The sequence below is a fragment of the Chitinophaga sp. W3I9 genome (genome assembly GCF_050434025.1).
Classification (GTDB): Bacteria; Bacteroidota; Bacteroidia; order Chitinophagales; family Chitinophagaceae; genus Chitinophaga.
The window spans coordinates 1,151,782-1,167,145 of sequence record NZ_JBNPWC010000001.1 but is presented as its reverse complement, the minus strand read 5'-3'; the positions used below and the strand labels follow the sequence as shown (position 1 = coordinate 1,167,145).

The 15,364-nt window shown below is 45.9% G+C and carries 19 protein-coding genes; 10 read left to right on the top strand and 9 right to left on the bottom strand.

The features are described from left to right. Positions 1-7: 7 nt before the first annotated feature. Positions 8-400: a hypothetical protein gene (locus tag QFZ51_RS05095; RefSeq protein WP_429043825.1), complete on the top strand. Its 393-nt coding sequence runs from the start codon at positions 8-10 to the stop codon at positions 398-400. Positions 401-412: 12 nt separating this feature from the next. Here QFZ51_RS05095 and QFZ51_RS05090 read toward each other — a convergent pair whose 3' ends face one another. After that, positions 413-1,594: an aspartate aminotransferase family protein gene (locus tag QFZ51_RS05090; protein ID WP_429043823.1), complete on the bottom strand. Its 1,182-nt coding sequence runs from the start codon at positions 1,592-1,594 to the stop codon at positions 413-415. A gap of 91 nt (positions 1,595-1,685) precedes the next feature. On the opposite strand from QFZ51_RS05090, the gene QFZ51_RS05085 reads away from it, so the two are divergent. From QFZ51_RS05085 to QFZ51_RS05075, 3 genes are read left to right on the top strand one after another with little or no spacing between them, the layout of a single operon-like run. Next, positions 1,686-2,273 (top strand): gamma carbonic anhydrase family protein, encoded by a 588-nt coding sequence (locus QFZ51_RS05085; RefSeq protein WP_429043821.1) that lies wholly within the window; start codon positions 1,686-1,688, stop codon positions 2,271-2,273. Then, entirely contained in the window at positions 2,270-2,419 is a 150-nt protein-coding gene (locus QFZ51_RS05080) for a hypothetical protein (RefSeq protein WP_370909208.1), read from the top strand. Before QFZ51_RS05085 ends, QFZ51_RS05080 begins: the two co-directional genes overlap by 4 nt. A 9-nt stretch (positions 2,420-2,428) precedes the next feature. Beyond that, on the top strand, positions 2,429-2,575 hold the full coding sequence (locus tag QFZ51_RS05075) for a hypothetical protein (protein WP_370909207.1): 147 nt from the start codon (positions 2,429-2,431) through the stop codon (positions 2,573-2,575). Here the strand turns inward: QFZ51_RS05075 and rsgA are convergent, their stop codons facing one another. The 5 genes from rsgA to QFZ51_RS05050 all read right to left on the bottom strand — a co-directional run bounded on the left by rsgA (position 2,576) and on the right by QFZ51_RS05050 (position 7,778). Then, positions 2,576-3,511, bottom strand: coding sequence for a ribosome small subunit-dependent GTPase A (gene rsgA, locus QFZ51_RS05070; protein ID WP_429043818.1), 936 nt, complete (start codon positions 3,509-3,511; stop codon positions 2,576-2,578). A 280-nt stretch (positions 3,512-3,791) separates the two neighbouring features. Further along, positions 3,792-4,802 (bottom strand): vWA domain-containing protein, encoded by a 1,011-nt coding sequence (locus QFZ51_RS05065; protein WP_429043817.1) that lies wholly within the window; start codon positions 4,800-4,802, stop codon positions 3,792-3,794. 28 nt (positions 4,803-4,830) lie between these two features. Continuing rightward, on the bottom strand, positions 4,831-5,826 hold the full coding sequence (locus QFZ51_RS05060) for a hypothetical protein (protein WP_429043815.1): 996 nt from the start codon (positions 5,824-5,826) through the stop codon (positions 4,831-4,833). Positions 5,827-5,850: 24 nt separating this feature from the next. Further along, positions 5,851-6,717, bottom strand: a complete 867-nt coding sequence (locus QFZ51_RS05055) for a DUF58 domain-containing protein (protein ID WP_429043813.1) — start codon at positions 6,715-6,717, stop codon at positions 5,851-5,853. Between the two features lie 59 nt (positions 6,718-6,776). After that, positions 6,777-7,778, bottom strand: a complete 1,002-nt coding sequence (locus QFZ51_RS05050) for an AAA family ATPase (protein ID WP_429043811.1) — start codon at positions 7,776-7,778, stop codon at positions 6,777-6,779. Between the two features lie 245 nt (positions 7,779-8,023). Between QFZ51_RS05050 and QFZ51_RS05045 the strand changes: the two genes are divergently transcribed. The 4 genes from QFZ51_RS05045 (at position 8,024) to QFZ51_RS05030 (ending at position 10,025) form a co-directional block, all read left to right on the top strand. Then, on the top strand, positions 8,024-8,362 hold the full coding sequence (locus QFZ51_RS05045) for a hypothetical protein (RefSeq protein ID WP_429043809.1): 339 nt from the start codon (positions 8,024-8,026) through the stop codon (positions 8,360-8,362). A gap of 9 nt (positions 8,363-8,371) precedes the next feature. Then, entirely contained in the window at positions 8,372-9,034 is a 663-nt protein-coding gene (locus tag QFZ51_RS05040; RefSeq protein ID WP_429043807.1) for a peptidylprolyl isomerase, read from the top strand. A gap of 100 nt (positions 9,035-9,134) precedes the next feature. Beyond that, positions 9,135-9,515: a glycine cleavage system protein GcvH gene (gene gcvH / locus QFZ51_RS05035; RefSeq protein ID WP_370909200.1), complete on the top strand. Its 381-nt coding sequence runs from the start codon at positions 9,135-9,137 to the stop codon at positions 9,513-9,515. A 117-nt stretch (positions 9,516-9,632) separates the two neighbouring features. Then, complete coding sequence (locus tag QFZ51_RS05030; protein WP_429043805.1) at positions 9,633-10,025, top strand: VanZ family protein; 393 nt, start codon at positions 9,633-9,635, stop codon at positions 10,023-10,025. A gap of 70 nt (positions 10,026-10,095) precedes the next feature. Here QFZ51_RS05030 and QFZ51_RS05025 read toward each other — a convergent pair whose 3' ends face one another. The 3 genes from QFZ51_RS05025 to prfA all read right to left on the bottom strand — a co-directional run bounded on the left by QFZ51_RS05025 (position 10,096) and on the right by prfA (position 12,829). Continuing rightward, a complete protein-coding gene (locus QFZ51_RS05025; RefSeq protein WP_429043803.1) occupies positions 10,096-10,794 on the bottom strand; it encodes an OmpA family protein in 699 nt (232 codons plus the stop codon). A gap of 206 nt (positions 10,795-11,000) precedes the next feature. Continuing rightward, the gene (locus QFZ51_RS05020; RefSeq protein WP_370909197.1) at positions 11,001-11,594 is read right to left on the bottom strand and encodes a hypothetical protein; all 594 of its coding nucleotides are present in this window, start codon (positions 11,592-11,594) and stop codon (positions 11,001-11,003) included. A gap of 170 nt (positions 11,595-11,764) precedes the next feature. Beyond that, positions 11,765-12,829, bottom strand: coding sequence for a peptide chain release factor 1 (gene prfA, locus QFZ51_RS05015; protein ID WP_079469866.1), 1,065 nt, complete (start codon positions 12,827-12,829; stop codon positions 11,765-11,767). A gap of 97 nt (positions 12,830-12,926) precedes the next feature. On the opposite strand from prfA, the gene QFZ51_RS05010 reads away from it, so the two are divergent. Further along, positions 12,927-14,072, top strand: coding sequence for an amidohydrolase family protein (locus tag QFZ51_RS05010; protein ID WP_429043799.1), 1,146 nt, complete (start codon positions 12,927-12,929; stop codon positions 14,070-14,072). 8 nt (positions 14,073-14,080) lie between these two features. Then, complete coding sequence (locus QFZ51_RS05005) at positions 14,081-15,187, top strand: mechanosensitive ion channel family protein (protein WP_429043796.1); 1,107 nt, start codon at positions 14,081-14,083, stop codon at positions 15,185-15,187. The last annotated feature ends 177 nt before the right edge of the window (positions 15,188-15,364 follow it).

Here is a 15,364-nt window from a genome sequence, read left to right as displayed (position 1 = left end):
GCTGCTCATGAAAGATGTAACACATACCCCGCTGTTTGAATGCATCCTGCGGGGAGAAATAGACGGCAGCTCGTACGACCTGGAAAATGACTATCAATGTATCAAAATGCAATTGGATGGAGCAGAGAAAAAATTGCAGCTGAGGTTTATTAATGATGATTATAAAATCATTCTTGAGTTTCATCAAACTACGATAACGTGCTTCACCATCCTGCCTGAAAAAAGCAGCGGCAGTACCTCGCTGACAAGCTTCTACCGGGGACAATTCAAGTTCAATAACAACCTTCACGAAATAACGGCACAAGGCAAATACTATTACTATCTATCTTTCCTCGGCAACGATGCGATAGAGCTGTTTGCCAAACGCGTTACCCTATCTTTAAGCCGGTTGAATTCCTGAATTAAACTGTCATTAAACATGATCGGCTGCTTCGCAGATAATGCTGCAGGCCCATTTTATTTCTTCGGGCGTAATGATCAGGGGAGGCACGATGCGCATACATTCTGCGGCAAAGAGGAACCAGTCGGTGAGCACACCTTTATCAATGCAATAATCAATTACCTTTTTATTTACCGGGAAATTTTCAAATTCTACTGCGATCATCAATCCTAATGAGCGTACCGATTTAATAGCCGGATGTTTCAGGTGTTCCAGGAACAACTGACCTTTTGCATTCACTTCTTTCAACAGATCCTGGTCCAGCAATGCCTGGAAGCCTGCACGGCCTGCGGCGCAATTTACAGGGTGGCCTCCAAACGTAGTGATATGGCCTAATACAGGGCTGTTGGTCAATGTCCACATGATGTCGCGGGAGGCGATGAAAGCGCCTAATGGCATGCCCCCGCCGAGAGCTTTACCAAGCAGTAATACATCGGGTACAATACCAAATTGTTCGAAAGCCCACAGCGTACCGTTTCTCCCAAAACCACACTGAATTTCGTCCAGTATAAGCAAGGCGCCGGTAGCCGAACATTTTTCGCGCAGCGCGTGTAGCCATTCCCGTTGTGGCACTATTACGCCGCCTTCCGCCTGCACACTTTCTGCGATCACGGCGGCGGTGTTTCCGGTGATCAGCTCCAGCGATGCAAAGTTATTATACTCCAGGTGTTGTATACCCGGCAACAAAGGCCGGTAAGCGTTGCGCCAGTATTCATCGCCAAGGATGCTCAGCGCTCCTTGTGTAGATCCATGATAACTACGGTTAAAAGCAGCAATTTCCGTCCGGCCGGTATACCGTTTGGCCAGTTTCATGGCGCCTTCCACGGCTTCGGCTCCTGAATTGGTAAAATATACACAGTTTAACTGTTCCGGAAGATGCTGGGTGAGCAGGCTGGCAAAGGCCACCTGCGGCGATTGTACAAACTCACCATACACCAGCAGGTGCATATATTGCTGCGCCTGTTCCTGTATGGCCTTTACTACAGCAGGATGGCAATGTCCTACGTTACATACACTGATACCGGCAATCAGGTCGAGATACCTTTTCCCGTTTACATCCCACATATACATGCCTTCCGCTTTCACGATCTCCAATGCCAGAGGAGCATCGGAGGTTTGCGCTACGTGCTGCAAAAAAAGTTGCCTGTTATTCATATCACTAACTGCTCTGTTCTTTGCGAAGTTAGAAAACAACTGCTAATTAGTAATTGTTATATTTGTAACATAAGCACTAAAACATTTAATTATGGCGCACATTATTCCACTGAACGGAGTTACTCCTCAAATTCCTGAAGACTGTTACATTGCCCCCAATGCTACCATAGTAGGGGATGTAGTAATGGGTAAAGGTTGCACGATATGGTTCAACGCTGTTGTTCGCGGCGATGTAAACAGCATCCGCCTCGGCGAAAATGTGAACGTACAGGATGGTGCAGTGATTCATTGTACTTATCAGAAAACCAAAACGATTGTAGGCAATAATGTGTCTATAGGCCATAATGCCATTCTGCATGGCTGTACCATTGAGGATAACGTGCTGGTAGGCATGGGCGCCATTGTTATGGACAATGCCCGTGTAAGCAGCAACAGCATCATTGCTGCCGGCGCCGTTGTACTGAGCGACACGCATGTGGAACCAGGTACCATTTATGCCGGTGTACCCGCCCGCAAAGTAAAAGATATTGATATGGCCCTCATCAGCGGGGGAAATCAACCGTATTTCAAAAAACTACAGCATGTACGCTTCCTGGTACCAGAACGCAGAGGAAGTAAAAGTGCCTCAGTAGTCATCTTACAAAAAAATGTTATATTGCAGGCAAATACCGTCCTATGAAAATACTCATATGCCTGCTGACATTGGGAAGCATCCTGTTTGCCAGCTGTTCATCGCAGAAAACAGGATGCCCTGCTTCCAACTACTACACCAAAGATATAAAGCAACAAAACCGTAAGGCTGGCAAACAAATGCGGCTGTTTTAAACCTATCCTATGCGCAAAGTCATCCCACTGGCCCTGGTGGCCATTATCATGTGCTTTACTGCCTGCAGAACACAAAAAAAAGGCTGCCCGCAACCCAAACGGAACTGGGGGGCAGAAAAAGTGCTGGACGAATTAGGCAAACCCAGAAAAGGCTGATCAGTATTGTTCTTCCTCAATGGTTTCCAGGATGGTAGCATAGCTCACATACCTGTCTACATCAATATGCCCTTCCTCTACGGCTACTTTCACCGCACAACCGGGCTCATTGATATGCAAACAGTTATTAAACTGGCATTGGGCAATATAAGGTTGCATTTCAAGGAAATAGTGGGAGAGTTCCGGCTTTGGAATATCCACGATCCCAAATTCCCTGACGCCGGGGGTATCTATCAAACAACCGCCAAAAGGCAGGTCGTACATTTCAGCAGAAGTAGTAGTGTGCAATCCCTTGCCACTCCAGCCGCTCACTGCTTTGGTCCGCAGATCGAGACCGGGCATCAGTACATTGATCAGGGAAGATTTACCCACCCCGGAATGCCCCGCCATTAAGGTGGTTTTGTCTTTCAACTGCGCCCTTACCGTATCTACCCCGTTGCCGTTCGCTGCAGAGATCAGTAATACCTGGTAGCCGATACTGCTGTACAGCTCTTCCAGTTCCTCAAATTTTTCGTTTTCCTTCTCTTTATAAATATCCTGCTTGTTGAAAACAAGTATCACCGGGATATGATAAGCTGCTGCCGTAACCAGGAAACGATCCATAAAGCCCTGCGAAGTGCGTGGTTCCTTTACGGTACACACCAGCATCGCCTGATCCATATTAGCCGCTACAATATGTTTTTTATTTTTACCATGAGGGGAACTGCGCACTATATAATTCTTCCGGGGGCCTATTTCCGTTATCATGGCATTTTTGGCGTTGGCATCACTGTCATCTTCCACAATTTCCACTACGTCGCCCACAGCGATAGGATTAGTAGAAGTAATATCTTCATTCTTTTTGAAGATACCTTTCATCCTCGCCTGGAATGTTTCACCAGTGGCCGTTTTAACCACATACCAGCTTCCCGTTGATTTATATACTGTTGCTTGCATAAGATCCTCAAAGGTAAGCGAATTTTGTTTTATGGGGGAGCGCCTTCGGCGCTGTAAATTGTCTTGGAGCGCTGATTACGCTGATTTTACTGATTAGCTTGATTTTTACTTTTTTGATTTTATAAAGATTTAAGGGAGATAGAAGCGGGTATATTCGCTCTTATCTCCCTTAAATCTTTATAAAATCAAAAAAATAAAATCAAAACATAATCGAATCAGTGTAATCATGGTTAATCAGCGTAATCAGCGCTCCAAGACAATTTACAGCGCCGAAGGCGCTCTACGGCAGGCTCTTGAAAAGCGTATACCGCAACACGGTTTCCAGCAGGATGCAGCCTAAGGCGACCATCGCCAGCAGGAAGAAGTGTTCTGCAAAACGTTTATAGGAAGTGATTTCCACCTTTGTTTTTTCCAGCTGGTCAATTTCACTGTAGATGCTCTTCAGATCGTTTGTATTGGTGGCCCGGAAGTATTTACCACCGGTCTCTTTTGAAATCTTTTTCATCAGTGGTTCGTCGATCTGCACATCCTGCATCACCATTTGCACGCTGCCATCAGACATGGGCATGGGAAACGGCGCTTTACCAATAGTACCCACACCAATGGTGTACACACGGATCTTAAATGCCTTGGCAATTTCCAGTGCGGTGAGCGGATCTACGAGACCGGTATTATTCACCCCATCTGTGAGGAGGATGATCACTTTACTTTTAGCATGACTGTTACGCAAGCGGTCTACTGAAGTAGCGAGTCCCATACCGATGGCGGTACCATCCTGCAACATGCCGCTTTTCACCTGCATGATCTGGTTTTTCAGCACTGCATGATCTGTAGTGATAGGACATTGTGTAAAACTTTCCCCGGAAAACACCACCAGTCCTATACGATCGCTGATGCGTTTATCCACGAAATCGGAGGCCACTTTTTTCGCTGCCTCCATACGGTTGGGCTGCAGATCTTCCGCCAGCATACTGCCGGAGATGTCGATAGCCATTACAATGTCGATGCCTTCACTGTCGATACTTTCAGAAGTGTTGGAAGTTTGTGGTCTTGCCAGCGCTACAATGAGTGCAATTACCGCCAGGATACGCAACACCAGTAACAGGGGTCTGAAACGCACTTTCCAGGATACCGGCAGTCCTTTCAAACCTTCAATGGAAGATACCATCATTACACTTTGCCTGCCTCTGCGCCGCGCAAAGTACCAGTATATCAACACCGGTACCAGCAGCAGAAGCCACAGGAAAACCGGGTAGGCAAATTCAATATTTTTCCAGGTTGAAAAATCCATCAATTTTTAATTAAGATCCATGCTGACTTTATGCTTTTTCCAGGGTAGCATCGGTACCGGTTTCCTCAGCCGGACCCGCTTTTGGTTTGGTCCACTCCAGGATTTCTTCGGCCTTCCGCATACATTCTTCATGTTCATCTGCTGTTGGTTGCAATTTGGCAAACTTTGCCAGATCCGCAATCGCCAACAGCGAACGCAGTTTGTCCCTTTGCTGGTTCAGCTTAGTCACCGGCTTGATATTCTGCAGTAATTCCTCACTGGTTTGCTCCAGCGCAGCAATGCTGAACTGATGCTCAAAGTAGGTACGCAGGATATCCGTTAACCGGGTATAGTATTGTTTAATATCGCCCTGTTGCCATACCTTTTCTTCCTTCAGCGCTTTCAGCTCCTGTACTGCAATTTCGTATGGGGAAACGGTAGGCGTTTGTATAACCGGCGGCGTTTTTTTACGGGTACGGAGATACCATATGAGTCCGCCGATGATGAGCACAGCTGCGGCGCCTATAACGATATACAGCCAGTAGTCCCAGATGCTCCAGGCTACGCCTTTTATTTCTTTAATTGGTTTGAATGCTTTAGTGGTATCTACTGCTACGGTGTTTACATCAATACCGATAGGCAATGTAACGGCAGAATCGGGGGCAGCATTGGCGCCGCTGAAAACTTCAAAACGCATGGGAGGAATTTCCCAATGGCCGGAGTCGAAACTGGTAAGGGTAAACGTCTGATGAAGGATGCGCTGATCCTGGTTTACCATGGTATCAAGATTGGAGCGGGTTACCACCTCAAAATGATCCAGTGAATCGGGTAATACCGGGAAGAGCACTTTAAAGTTAGCGTCCTTAAACTGTTGCGCTGTCAGCGTAGCGGTAAGCTGCAGTTTTATCTGCTCACCGATCCTGATACTATTGGTATCTGCTTTGGCGGTTACATCCACGGCCTGCTGTGCCAGCAGGGAGAAAGGAAATAACAACCCCAGTATGCAACATAAAAACAGACGCCTTATCACTTGTTGTTTATACATGTTTAATTTGCTCTCCTTTAAATCTTATGCCCTGTTCAGGAAAAATGTTTGTAACGCTTTCACATAGTCCTCGTCGGTACGTACGCTCACTAATTCTGCGCCACTTTTCATAAACGCATTTTTGCAATATTGTGAATGCTGCAGGAATTGCTGTTCATAATACTGGCGTACGCGGCGGTCGTTGGTATCAACCCATTGCGTAGCGCCCGTTTCAGCGTCTGCTACCTGGATCAGTCCTACCGGTGGCAGGTCTTTATCCCGCTGGTCATATACCTGCACTCCTACTACATCATGCCGTTTTGCGGCGATGTTCAGCGCATCCTGGTAATTTCCGGATAAGAAATCGCTTAGCATAAAAACGATGCTGCGTTTTTTGGTAGCATTGTTAAAGAAACGCAGGGTTTCTTTTATGTTAGTTCCTTTTCGTTTAGGCGTAAATGATAGTAGTTCACGGATGATGAAAAGAATATGTGATTTACCTTTTTTAGGAGGGATATATTTCTCCATCCCATCGCTGAAAAAGATAACGCCCACCTTATCATTATTTTTGATGGCAGAAAAAGCGAGTACAGCGCACAGTTCCGTGATCAGGTCACGTTTATCCTGCTTTTTGGTGCCGAAGGATGAGCTTTCGCTCATATCCACCAGCAGCATCACGGTAAGTTCTCTTTCTTCTTCAAAAACCTTTACGAAAGGATGGTTGAACCGTGCTGTTACATTCCAGTCGATAGATCTCACATCATCACCAAACTGATAGTCCCTTACTTCGCTGAACGACATACCCCGGCCTTTGAAGGCGCTATGGTATTCCCCCGCAAATATATGGTTGGTAAGCCCTTTCGTCTTAATCTCTATCTGCCTTACCTTTTTTAATATTTCAGCCGTATCCAATGGGAAAAATTTTGAGTTGTGAATTACGAATAAATGCCCGGTCCGGCAGCTTTTGGCTGCTATGGTACTTCTACTGCGTTCAGTATTTCACTCAGGATATTTTCGCTGGTAACGTTTTCTGCTTCTGCTTCATAGGTTAAACCTACGCGGTGACGCATAACGTCGAAGCATATATTACGTACATCTTCCGGGATCACATAGCCGCGACGCTTCATGAAAGCGTAGGCTTTGGCAGCCCAGGCCAGGTTGATGCTGGCTCTTGGCGAACCGCCGTATGCGATGAGCGGTTTCAGTTTATTGAGTTTATATTCTTCCGGATTACGGGTGGCAAAAACGATATCGAGGATATATTTTTCGATCTTCTCATCCATATACACTTCCCTTACCAGTTTACGCGCTTCGAGGATATCGGAAGGCTGGATAATGGGACGGATGGGAGCCGAGAGTTCCGGGTTCAGGTTTTGACGGATGATCTGTTTTTCTTCTTCCTTGGTAGGATAGCCAATCACCACTTTGAGCATGAAACGGTCTACCTGTGCTTCGGGCAGGGTGTAAGTACCTTCCTGCTCAATCGGGTTCTGGGTAGCCAGTACCAGGAAGGGCTCGTCCAGTTTGAAGGTAGTATCGCCGATGGTGATCTGTCTTTCCTGCATGGCTTCCAGCAGGGCGCTCTGTACTTTTGCCGGGGCACGGTTGATTTCATCCGCCAGGATAAAGTTGGCGAAGATGGGGCCTCTGCGTACTACAAATTCATTCTTTTGCTGGTTATAGATCATGGTACCTATCACATCCGCAGGCAACAGGTCAGGCGTAAACTGGATACGGCTGAATTTCGCGTTGATAGCGGAGGACAGGGACTTGATAGACAATGTTTTTGCCAGACCGGGTACGCCTTCCAGCAGTACGTGGCCCTGGGCCAGCAAACCGATGAGCAGTCTCTCCACCATATAACGCTGGCCAACAATTACTTTACCTAACTCCATTGTGAGCAGGTCCACGAAGGCGCTTGCCTGGTGAATCTTCTCATTCAGTTGCCGGATGTCGGACGATGTATTTTCCATGCTAATAATTTTTCAGGTGTGCTAAAATAAACATTCTCTGGTCAAATAAAACTTATCACTATGTGAATGGGCCGTTAAAATGCTGTTAAACTTGCCACTATGGCTCATTTCCGGCAAATAATCATTCTATGACGCTGCCTAAATTAATAAAGCCCTGCATATTTATATAATATTTTTCCCTATAACGTACCTTTGCGGGGAATAAGCGTCTGGCAAAAAGCCAACAATTTAAAAGCAACAGTAATATGGAAGATTTTGAGAAGCGCTGGAAACCGGTAGAAGATATGCTTACCGAAAGATTTGGTAAAAAGCCCAATATGGAAGCCATTCTTTTCCTTATCGGCGTAAATGAAATAAATAATTTAAAGAAGAAATATACCAAAGAACAGAAGCAGGATCTGATGCATGTGGCAGTATGTACGCTGCTGAGCCAGAGCGGCTACTTTGAGCTGGATGGTTACGACGAAGACGGATGGCCGCATTTCAAAGAGTTACAACCCGTTCCGAAAATGGAAATGATGGAACAGGAAACCTTTCTGAAAGAACATGTAATTGCTTACTTTACCGGTCACGAAGAAGCCTAATACACTTTTATGAAGAAACTGCTACTCCTGGGTACCCTGTTTTTGCTGATTGTTAACCTGGCAACTGCCAAAGACCGGAAAGTAAAAGTAACCACCCCTTATGGTACCATGATCATCCGGTTATATGATCAAACCCCGAAACACCGGGATAATTTCATCAGGCTGGCCAGACGGCACTTTTACGACAGCACGCTGTTTCACCGGGTTATCCAGACCTTTATGATCCAGGGCGGCGATCCGGATTCCAAACACGCCCATGCGGGCGATACATTGGGCAACGGCGATGTGGGTTATACCATACCACCTGAGTTCCAGCTGGACTTATTCCACCGCAAAGGCGCACTGGGAGCAGCCCGGGACGACCGTCCCGATAAGGCTTCTTCCGGCTGCCAGTTCTACATCGTACAGGGCAAGGTATTTACCGATGAACAACTGGATAAGCTGGAGCAAACAAGGCTCAAAGGCCGCAAAATCCCAACAGATCAACGGCAGGTATATAAAACGGAAGGCGGCAGCCCACATCTCGATCAAAACTATACCGTGTTTGGCCAGGTGATTAAAGGCATGGACGTGATCGATAAAATCGCCGCACTAAAAACCGACAGCCATGACAGACCATTGCAGGACGTACCTGTGAAGATCCGTGTCATAAAGAAATGGCTGATCTTCTAAATAAAAAAATACCATGTCCGGAGAAAGTCAAAATTTAAGATAGCTTCCCGTCAAAATCATAATAGTTTCTGTATTTTTACGGCTCAAAATCAAACTTGATATGAATTTTCCGTCAAATCTGCGTTACACAAAGGATCACGAATGGATTTTATTAGAAGGTAACGTAGCTACCATCGGTATAACTGAATTTGCACAGCGCGAATTAGGCGATATAGTTTTCGTTGATATCAATTCATTGAGCAAGCCAGTGAACGCCGAAGAAGTTTTTGGTACAGTGGAAGCAGTAAAAACAGTATCTGATCTGTTTATGCCTGTTGCCGGTACCGTTAGTGAAGTGAACCCTGCACTGGAGGCTTCTCCGGAACTGGTAAACCAGGATCCTTATGGTGAAGGCTGGATGGTGAAAGTAACTGTTAACAACCCGGCTGATGTGGAAGCACTGCTGGATGCTGCTGCTTACCAGGCGCTGGTAGGTGAATAATTCCGACCAAAATAATCTTTTATATAAGAAAGGACAACAGGCTACGTTATTGAACGGTCAGCCTGTTGTCCTTTTTACTGGTAGTACTATAACCCGTTCATTAATTAAAAAAGGATCATGAAACTCCTGAGATATTATACGCCAGCTATTCTATGGATCATCCTGATCCTGGTTTTGTGTACCCTGCCCGGGAAAGACATTCCCTCCAACACATTTTTTGATAAAATCCATTTTGACAAATTCGTTCACTTCGGCCTGTTCGGAGGCATTGTTTTATTCCTGAGCCTTGGCATTTACTGGCAAAAAAAGCACGTCTCTGCGGGAACCCTTGTATTGCTGGTGATTTGTGCTGCAGGGTATGGCCTTGCTATAGAGTTTATCCAGGAGTACTGGGCTATTGGCCGCAGCTTTGATATGTTTGACGTGCTGGCCGACACCCTGGGCGCTATCGCCGGCGTATGGGTATTTAAAATTGTCAGATCCCTGTTCTTCAAAAACGCTGATAAATAAAAAATCCCCCCTGTAACCAGGGGGGAATGTATATCTGCTTATGAGAAATAAGTATTCTTAATGTTTTTTATTACTGTTGACCAGCTTCTTTCTTCGCGTCATTTTTCATCTTATCATTTGCGAAGATAGAGAACTCACAACGACGGTTGGTAGCGCGGTTAGCGTCTGAATCATTTGGCACTTTAGGCTGTGATTCACCATACCAGAATCCCTGTATACGACTCTTAGCAATACCCTGTGCTTCCAGATAAGACATTACACTCTTGGTTCTTCTTTCAGATAAACCCATGTTGTACTCATCTGTACCCTTGTCGTCGGTATGACCTTCCACACGTACATAAGTGTCAGGATACTTGTTCAGGATAACAGCCAGTTGTTTGATATTGTCCTGAGCTACGGCAGACAGGTTAGACTTATCAAAACCAAATAATACACCTGCATCAAATGTTACGTTGATACCTTCACCCACACGCTCTACGGTTGCATTTGGTACTTCCGTTTTTATTTCCTGCGCCTGTTTATCCATTTTTTTACCGATCAAAGCACCACCAGCACCACCTAATGCAGCACCAATAATAGCTCCTAATGCAGTATTACCGGCTACTTTACCAATTACAGCACCAGCGGCGGCTCCGCCACCAACACCAATTGCAGCACCTTTTTTAGTATTGTCCATGCCCTGCCAGGTTTTACAACTGAACAACATGGTTGCAGACAAGACCAAGGCTACCAGAACATTGATTTTTTTCATCATAATAAATTTAGACATGAAGGGTTTTTAGCATTAATTCCGTTGACAAAACTAATTGAAATCCTGTATGCAAATAGTTTGCCAACTTGATTTAACAGTCACAACATATTGATAAGTAGAATTAAATAAGCAATAAAAAAATTGCAGGCATAAATCACATAACAATAATTGGGCATGTAAAATGTAACGTGTACGACTATATAACAAGTAAAGTGGTAAAAAGATTATCCAAGCAGATTTTTTAATAATCCGCCGATACCGCCGCCTTCGCCGGCCTGTTGTTGCTGTTGCTGCTGTTGGGCGCCATTTGATAACAGGCTCTTTAAATCATCCAGGTTCACCTGTCCGTCGCCGTTTTTATCCAAACCGCCGGAAAGCCCGCCCAGTATACCGTTCAGATTAAGTCCCTGTGCAGAACCGCCGGTAAGTGAGTTCAGGATACCATCCAGGCTGAAGCTGCTATTGTTGGGATCCTTTGTTTTATTTACCAGGGAGCCTAATACGGTTGGGATCAGGGTAGCCGCCAGTTGTGTAGCCGTACCTTTATCCAGGTGGAATTTCTCCAGGAGCGTTCCGATAAAATTGTTGGAGATATTTCCCACCACGGGATTAGCGGCGGAAGTATCGCTGCCGGCGCCGCCCAGTAAAGATAACACTCCTTCTGTGTTACCGCTGGCCAGTTCCTGTTGCAAACCCGTTGCAATGGAAGAAGTGGCTGCGCCTATTACGGCTTCATTCTGTTCGTTAGGAATAGCAGGATTGTTTACCACAGTACCCTGGGCATTTTCGCGGACGAGGTCCATTAATTGCTCTAACATTTGATGATGATTTAGGGGGAAGAAAAAGGTTTTCCTTAGTGCTACGGCTTGTGACCGCTAACTAAATGTAGGATATTTTGTGTGATTACGACTTAACCCGGAGGAAATTTGTGGAAAGATAACAGCAGGGAAACACCCGTCACTTTCCACAAATTTAAAACCGCTGATCATTAACTGCCCTGCTTCAGCTTTTCTGCGTTTTCTGCAAATTGAAGGGCATCTATCATATCTTTAATATCGCCATTCATAAAGGCGTCCATATTATATACGGTCATACCAATACGGTGATCCGTTACACGTCCCTGCGGATAGTTATAGGTACGTATTTTAGCAGACCGGTCGCCGGTAGATACGAGGCTTTTACGCTGAGAGGCAATGGCATCTTCATGCTTACGCACCGCCGCTTCGTATATACGGGTACGTAACATCTTCATGGCAATTTCACGATTCGAGTGCTGGCTGCGTCCTTCCTGGCACTCCACTACCACACCGGTGGGGATATGCGTTAACCTCACCGCCGATTCAGTTTTATTTACGTGCTGACCACCCGCACCGGAGGAACGGAAGGTATCCATTTTAATATCTGCTTCCCTTACATCCACATCCACCTCTTCAGCTTCCGGCAATACAGCTACAGTAGCCGCCGACGTATGTACGCGGCCCGAAGCTTCCGTAGCCGGTACGCGTTGCACCCGGTGTACGCCCGATTCAAATTTCAGGGTACCATATACATCATCTCCATTTACTTCCATTACTATTTCCTTATAGCCACCTGCAGATCCGGCATTTTCACTCAGCAAACTGGTAGTCCAGCCTTTGAGCTCACAAAAACGGAGATACATGCGAAACAGGTCTCCCGCAAAAAGACTTGCCTCGTCACCGCCGGTACCGGCACGGATTTCAAGGATGGCATTCTTTTCATCCTGGGGATCTTTTGGTATCAGCAGGTTACGGATCTCTGCTTCCAGGGCTGTTTTCTGCTCCTGCAATTCTTCCGTTTCGGCTTTAGCCAGTTCGCGCATCTCATCGTCGCCACTGTCCAGTACTTCTTTGTTAAACGCAATATTGTCCAGCAATTTACGGTAGGCATCATATGCCTTCACGATCTTTTCCAACTGCCGGTATTCCTTGCTGAGCTGACCAAACTTCTTGTTATCACTAACAACCGCCGGGTTGGTAAGCGCCATCGATACCTGCTCGAAACGACCTTTTATAGCTTCCAGTTTGTCTATCATAATTATATTTGACTTTTGAGTACCCTTTCCAACCGGAAATGATACTGCCAATCGGGTTGCAAAATTAACACCATTAACTTAATTAAACAGCAGGTAATTGAAACAGATCAAATTAAAGGGAAAAGATATATTTAACGGTACGCATCTGCTGGGTCCCGGAAAAGTATTGACACTCACTGAAGATGGCGTAGTGACGGGCATTGTAGCCGAATCCGATGCCGGCCCCGGCGTCAGGGAACTGGACGGAATTCTTTGTCCGGGATTCATAAATACCCATTGTCACCTGGAATTATCCCATATGAAAGGGGTGATTCCGGAAAAAACCGGTCTGCCTGCCTTCCTCACCCAGGTGATGCAAACCAGGAACCAGGCCCCCGGCGATTATGACGCCATTATAGACAGGGCCGAGCAGGAAATGTGGGAAAGCGGCATTTCGGCTGTAGGCGATATCTGCAACAGCGCCGCCACCCTCGTAAAGAAACAACAGGGCAGGATGTACTACCATACTTTCGTGGAATGCATGGGTGTAGCACCTGCGGGCGCCGGTAGCCGTTATCAGTATAGTATGGAAGTATTGGCATCATTCCGGGCGATCAACGGCCAGTATCACAGCTGCTCCATTGTGCCGCACGCCCCCTATTCGGTTAGCAATGCGCTGTTTTCATTACTGGCCGGCACACCGGACAATGCGCCCGTATGTATCCACAACCAGGAAACACCGGCTGAAAATGAATTGTATCAGCACAAAACAGGGGAGTTCCTTTCTTTTTACCAGCACTTCGGAATGGATATCAGCGGATTCCAACCAACCGGCACCAACAGCCTGGAAGCTTATCTTCCCTATTTCTCCCGGAATAAAATCCTGCTGGTGCACAACACCTTTACCTCTGAAGCCGATATCCGGTTTACACGACAGCAACCCGTGGAAACCTGGTGGTGCTTTTGCCCGCAGGCGAACCTGTACATCGAAAACCGCTTACCGGATATCCAACAATTCCGGCAGCAGCAATGCAACATCACCCTTGGTACCGATAGCCTCGCATCCAATCACCGCCTGTCTATTTGGGAAGAAATAAAAACCATCCGCCTACATTTTCCGGAAATTCCGTTGGAAGAAATACTCCAATGGGCTACATTTAACGGCGCAAACGCCCTGGGCATACAAAACACCTATGGCAGTTTTAACACTGGCAGTAAACCGGGCGTAATATTGATTAACCAGGAAACCAGCAGAATTATTTAGCTATAACTATGAACGAATTTTTGAACAAAGTAATTTTAGACAACCCCGTACAGGATTACCTGATTTTGATCGGTGTTTTACTGTTTGTGTTTATTATCAAACGGTATATTTCAAAAGGACTAGCCACCATCCTGTTCAGGCTGGTCCGGCACTGGTCGCCGCAAATTGAAGAAAAAGACTTTATCAGCCTGTTGCTACGTCCGCTGGAATATTTCTTCCTGCTGATCACCTTCATGCTGACGATCGACCGCTTTACATTTCCGCAGGTTCTCAATGTTCATGTTTATAACAAGGCAACGCTGCACGATGTTACCAATACCTTACTGAGCCTGGCGTTGAGTATGAGTATTATCTGGATCATGCTGCGGCTGATCGACTTCATCGCACTGGTACTGGAAAAGAAAGCCGATCTCACAGAAGATAAAACCGATAATCAGTTCATTATTTTCTTCCGGGATTTTTTCAAGGCCATTATATTTATCATGGGCGCCATTGCCTTCATCCGTATCCTTTTTGGTCCCGGCCTGGTAGAGAAGATCATCGCCGGTTTGGGAATAGGTGCTGCTGCCCTCGCATTGGCAGCAAAAGAAAGTATAGAAAACCTGATCGGCTCCTTTATTATCTTCTTTGATAAACCATTCCGTGTAGGCGATAACGTTAAAGTGGATTCCTGGCAGGGCACTGTAGAAAAAATTGGCTTGCGCAGCACGCGCATCCGCACACAGGAAAAGACTTTTGTTACCGTTCCCAACAAAAAAATGGTAGACAGTATCCTGGATAATCTTTCCCTGCGTACCCAGCAACGGGTAGCCTTAAAGCTGGAACTGGGTACAGATACACCAGCAGACACCCTGCTGTTGTTTTTACAGGATGTGCGGCAAATGCTGAACAATAATCCCAACGTACTGGAAAACCCGGTGGTAAACCTGAATGATTTCACCAAAGATACCTACGTGATCCAGATCATTTTCAACACGTACATTATTGATGGCACCCAGTATAATGCTTTGAGGGAAACAGTGAACCTTGGTGTGATAAAACTGATGGAGGCCCGTGAGCTCAAGTTGCCTACTACCTCCACGACGGTTACCCTGAGCGACCTGCGGGCGGAGTAGTGCGGATTTTGTCTTTCCCGCTGATTACGCTGATTTTACTGATTAATTTGATTTTGTTCTTTTTGGTTTTATAAAGGATTAAGGGAGATAGAAGCGGATATTCGCTCTTATCTCCCTTAATTATTATTTTAAGAAAATCTAAAAAAAACCAAAAGTAAAAATCCGCGTAATCAGTAA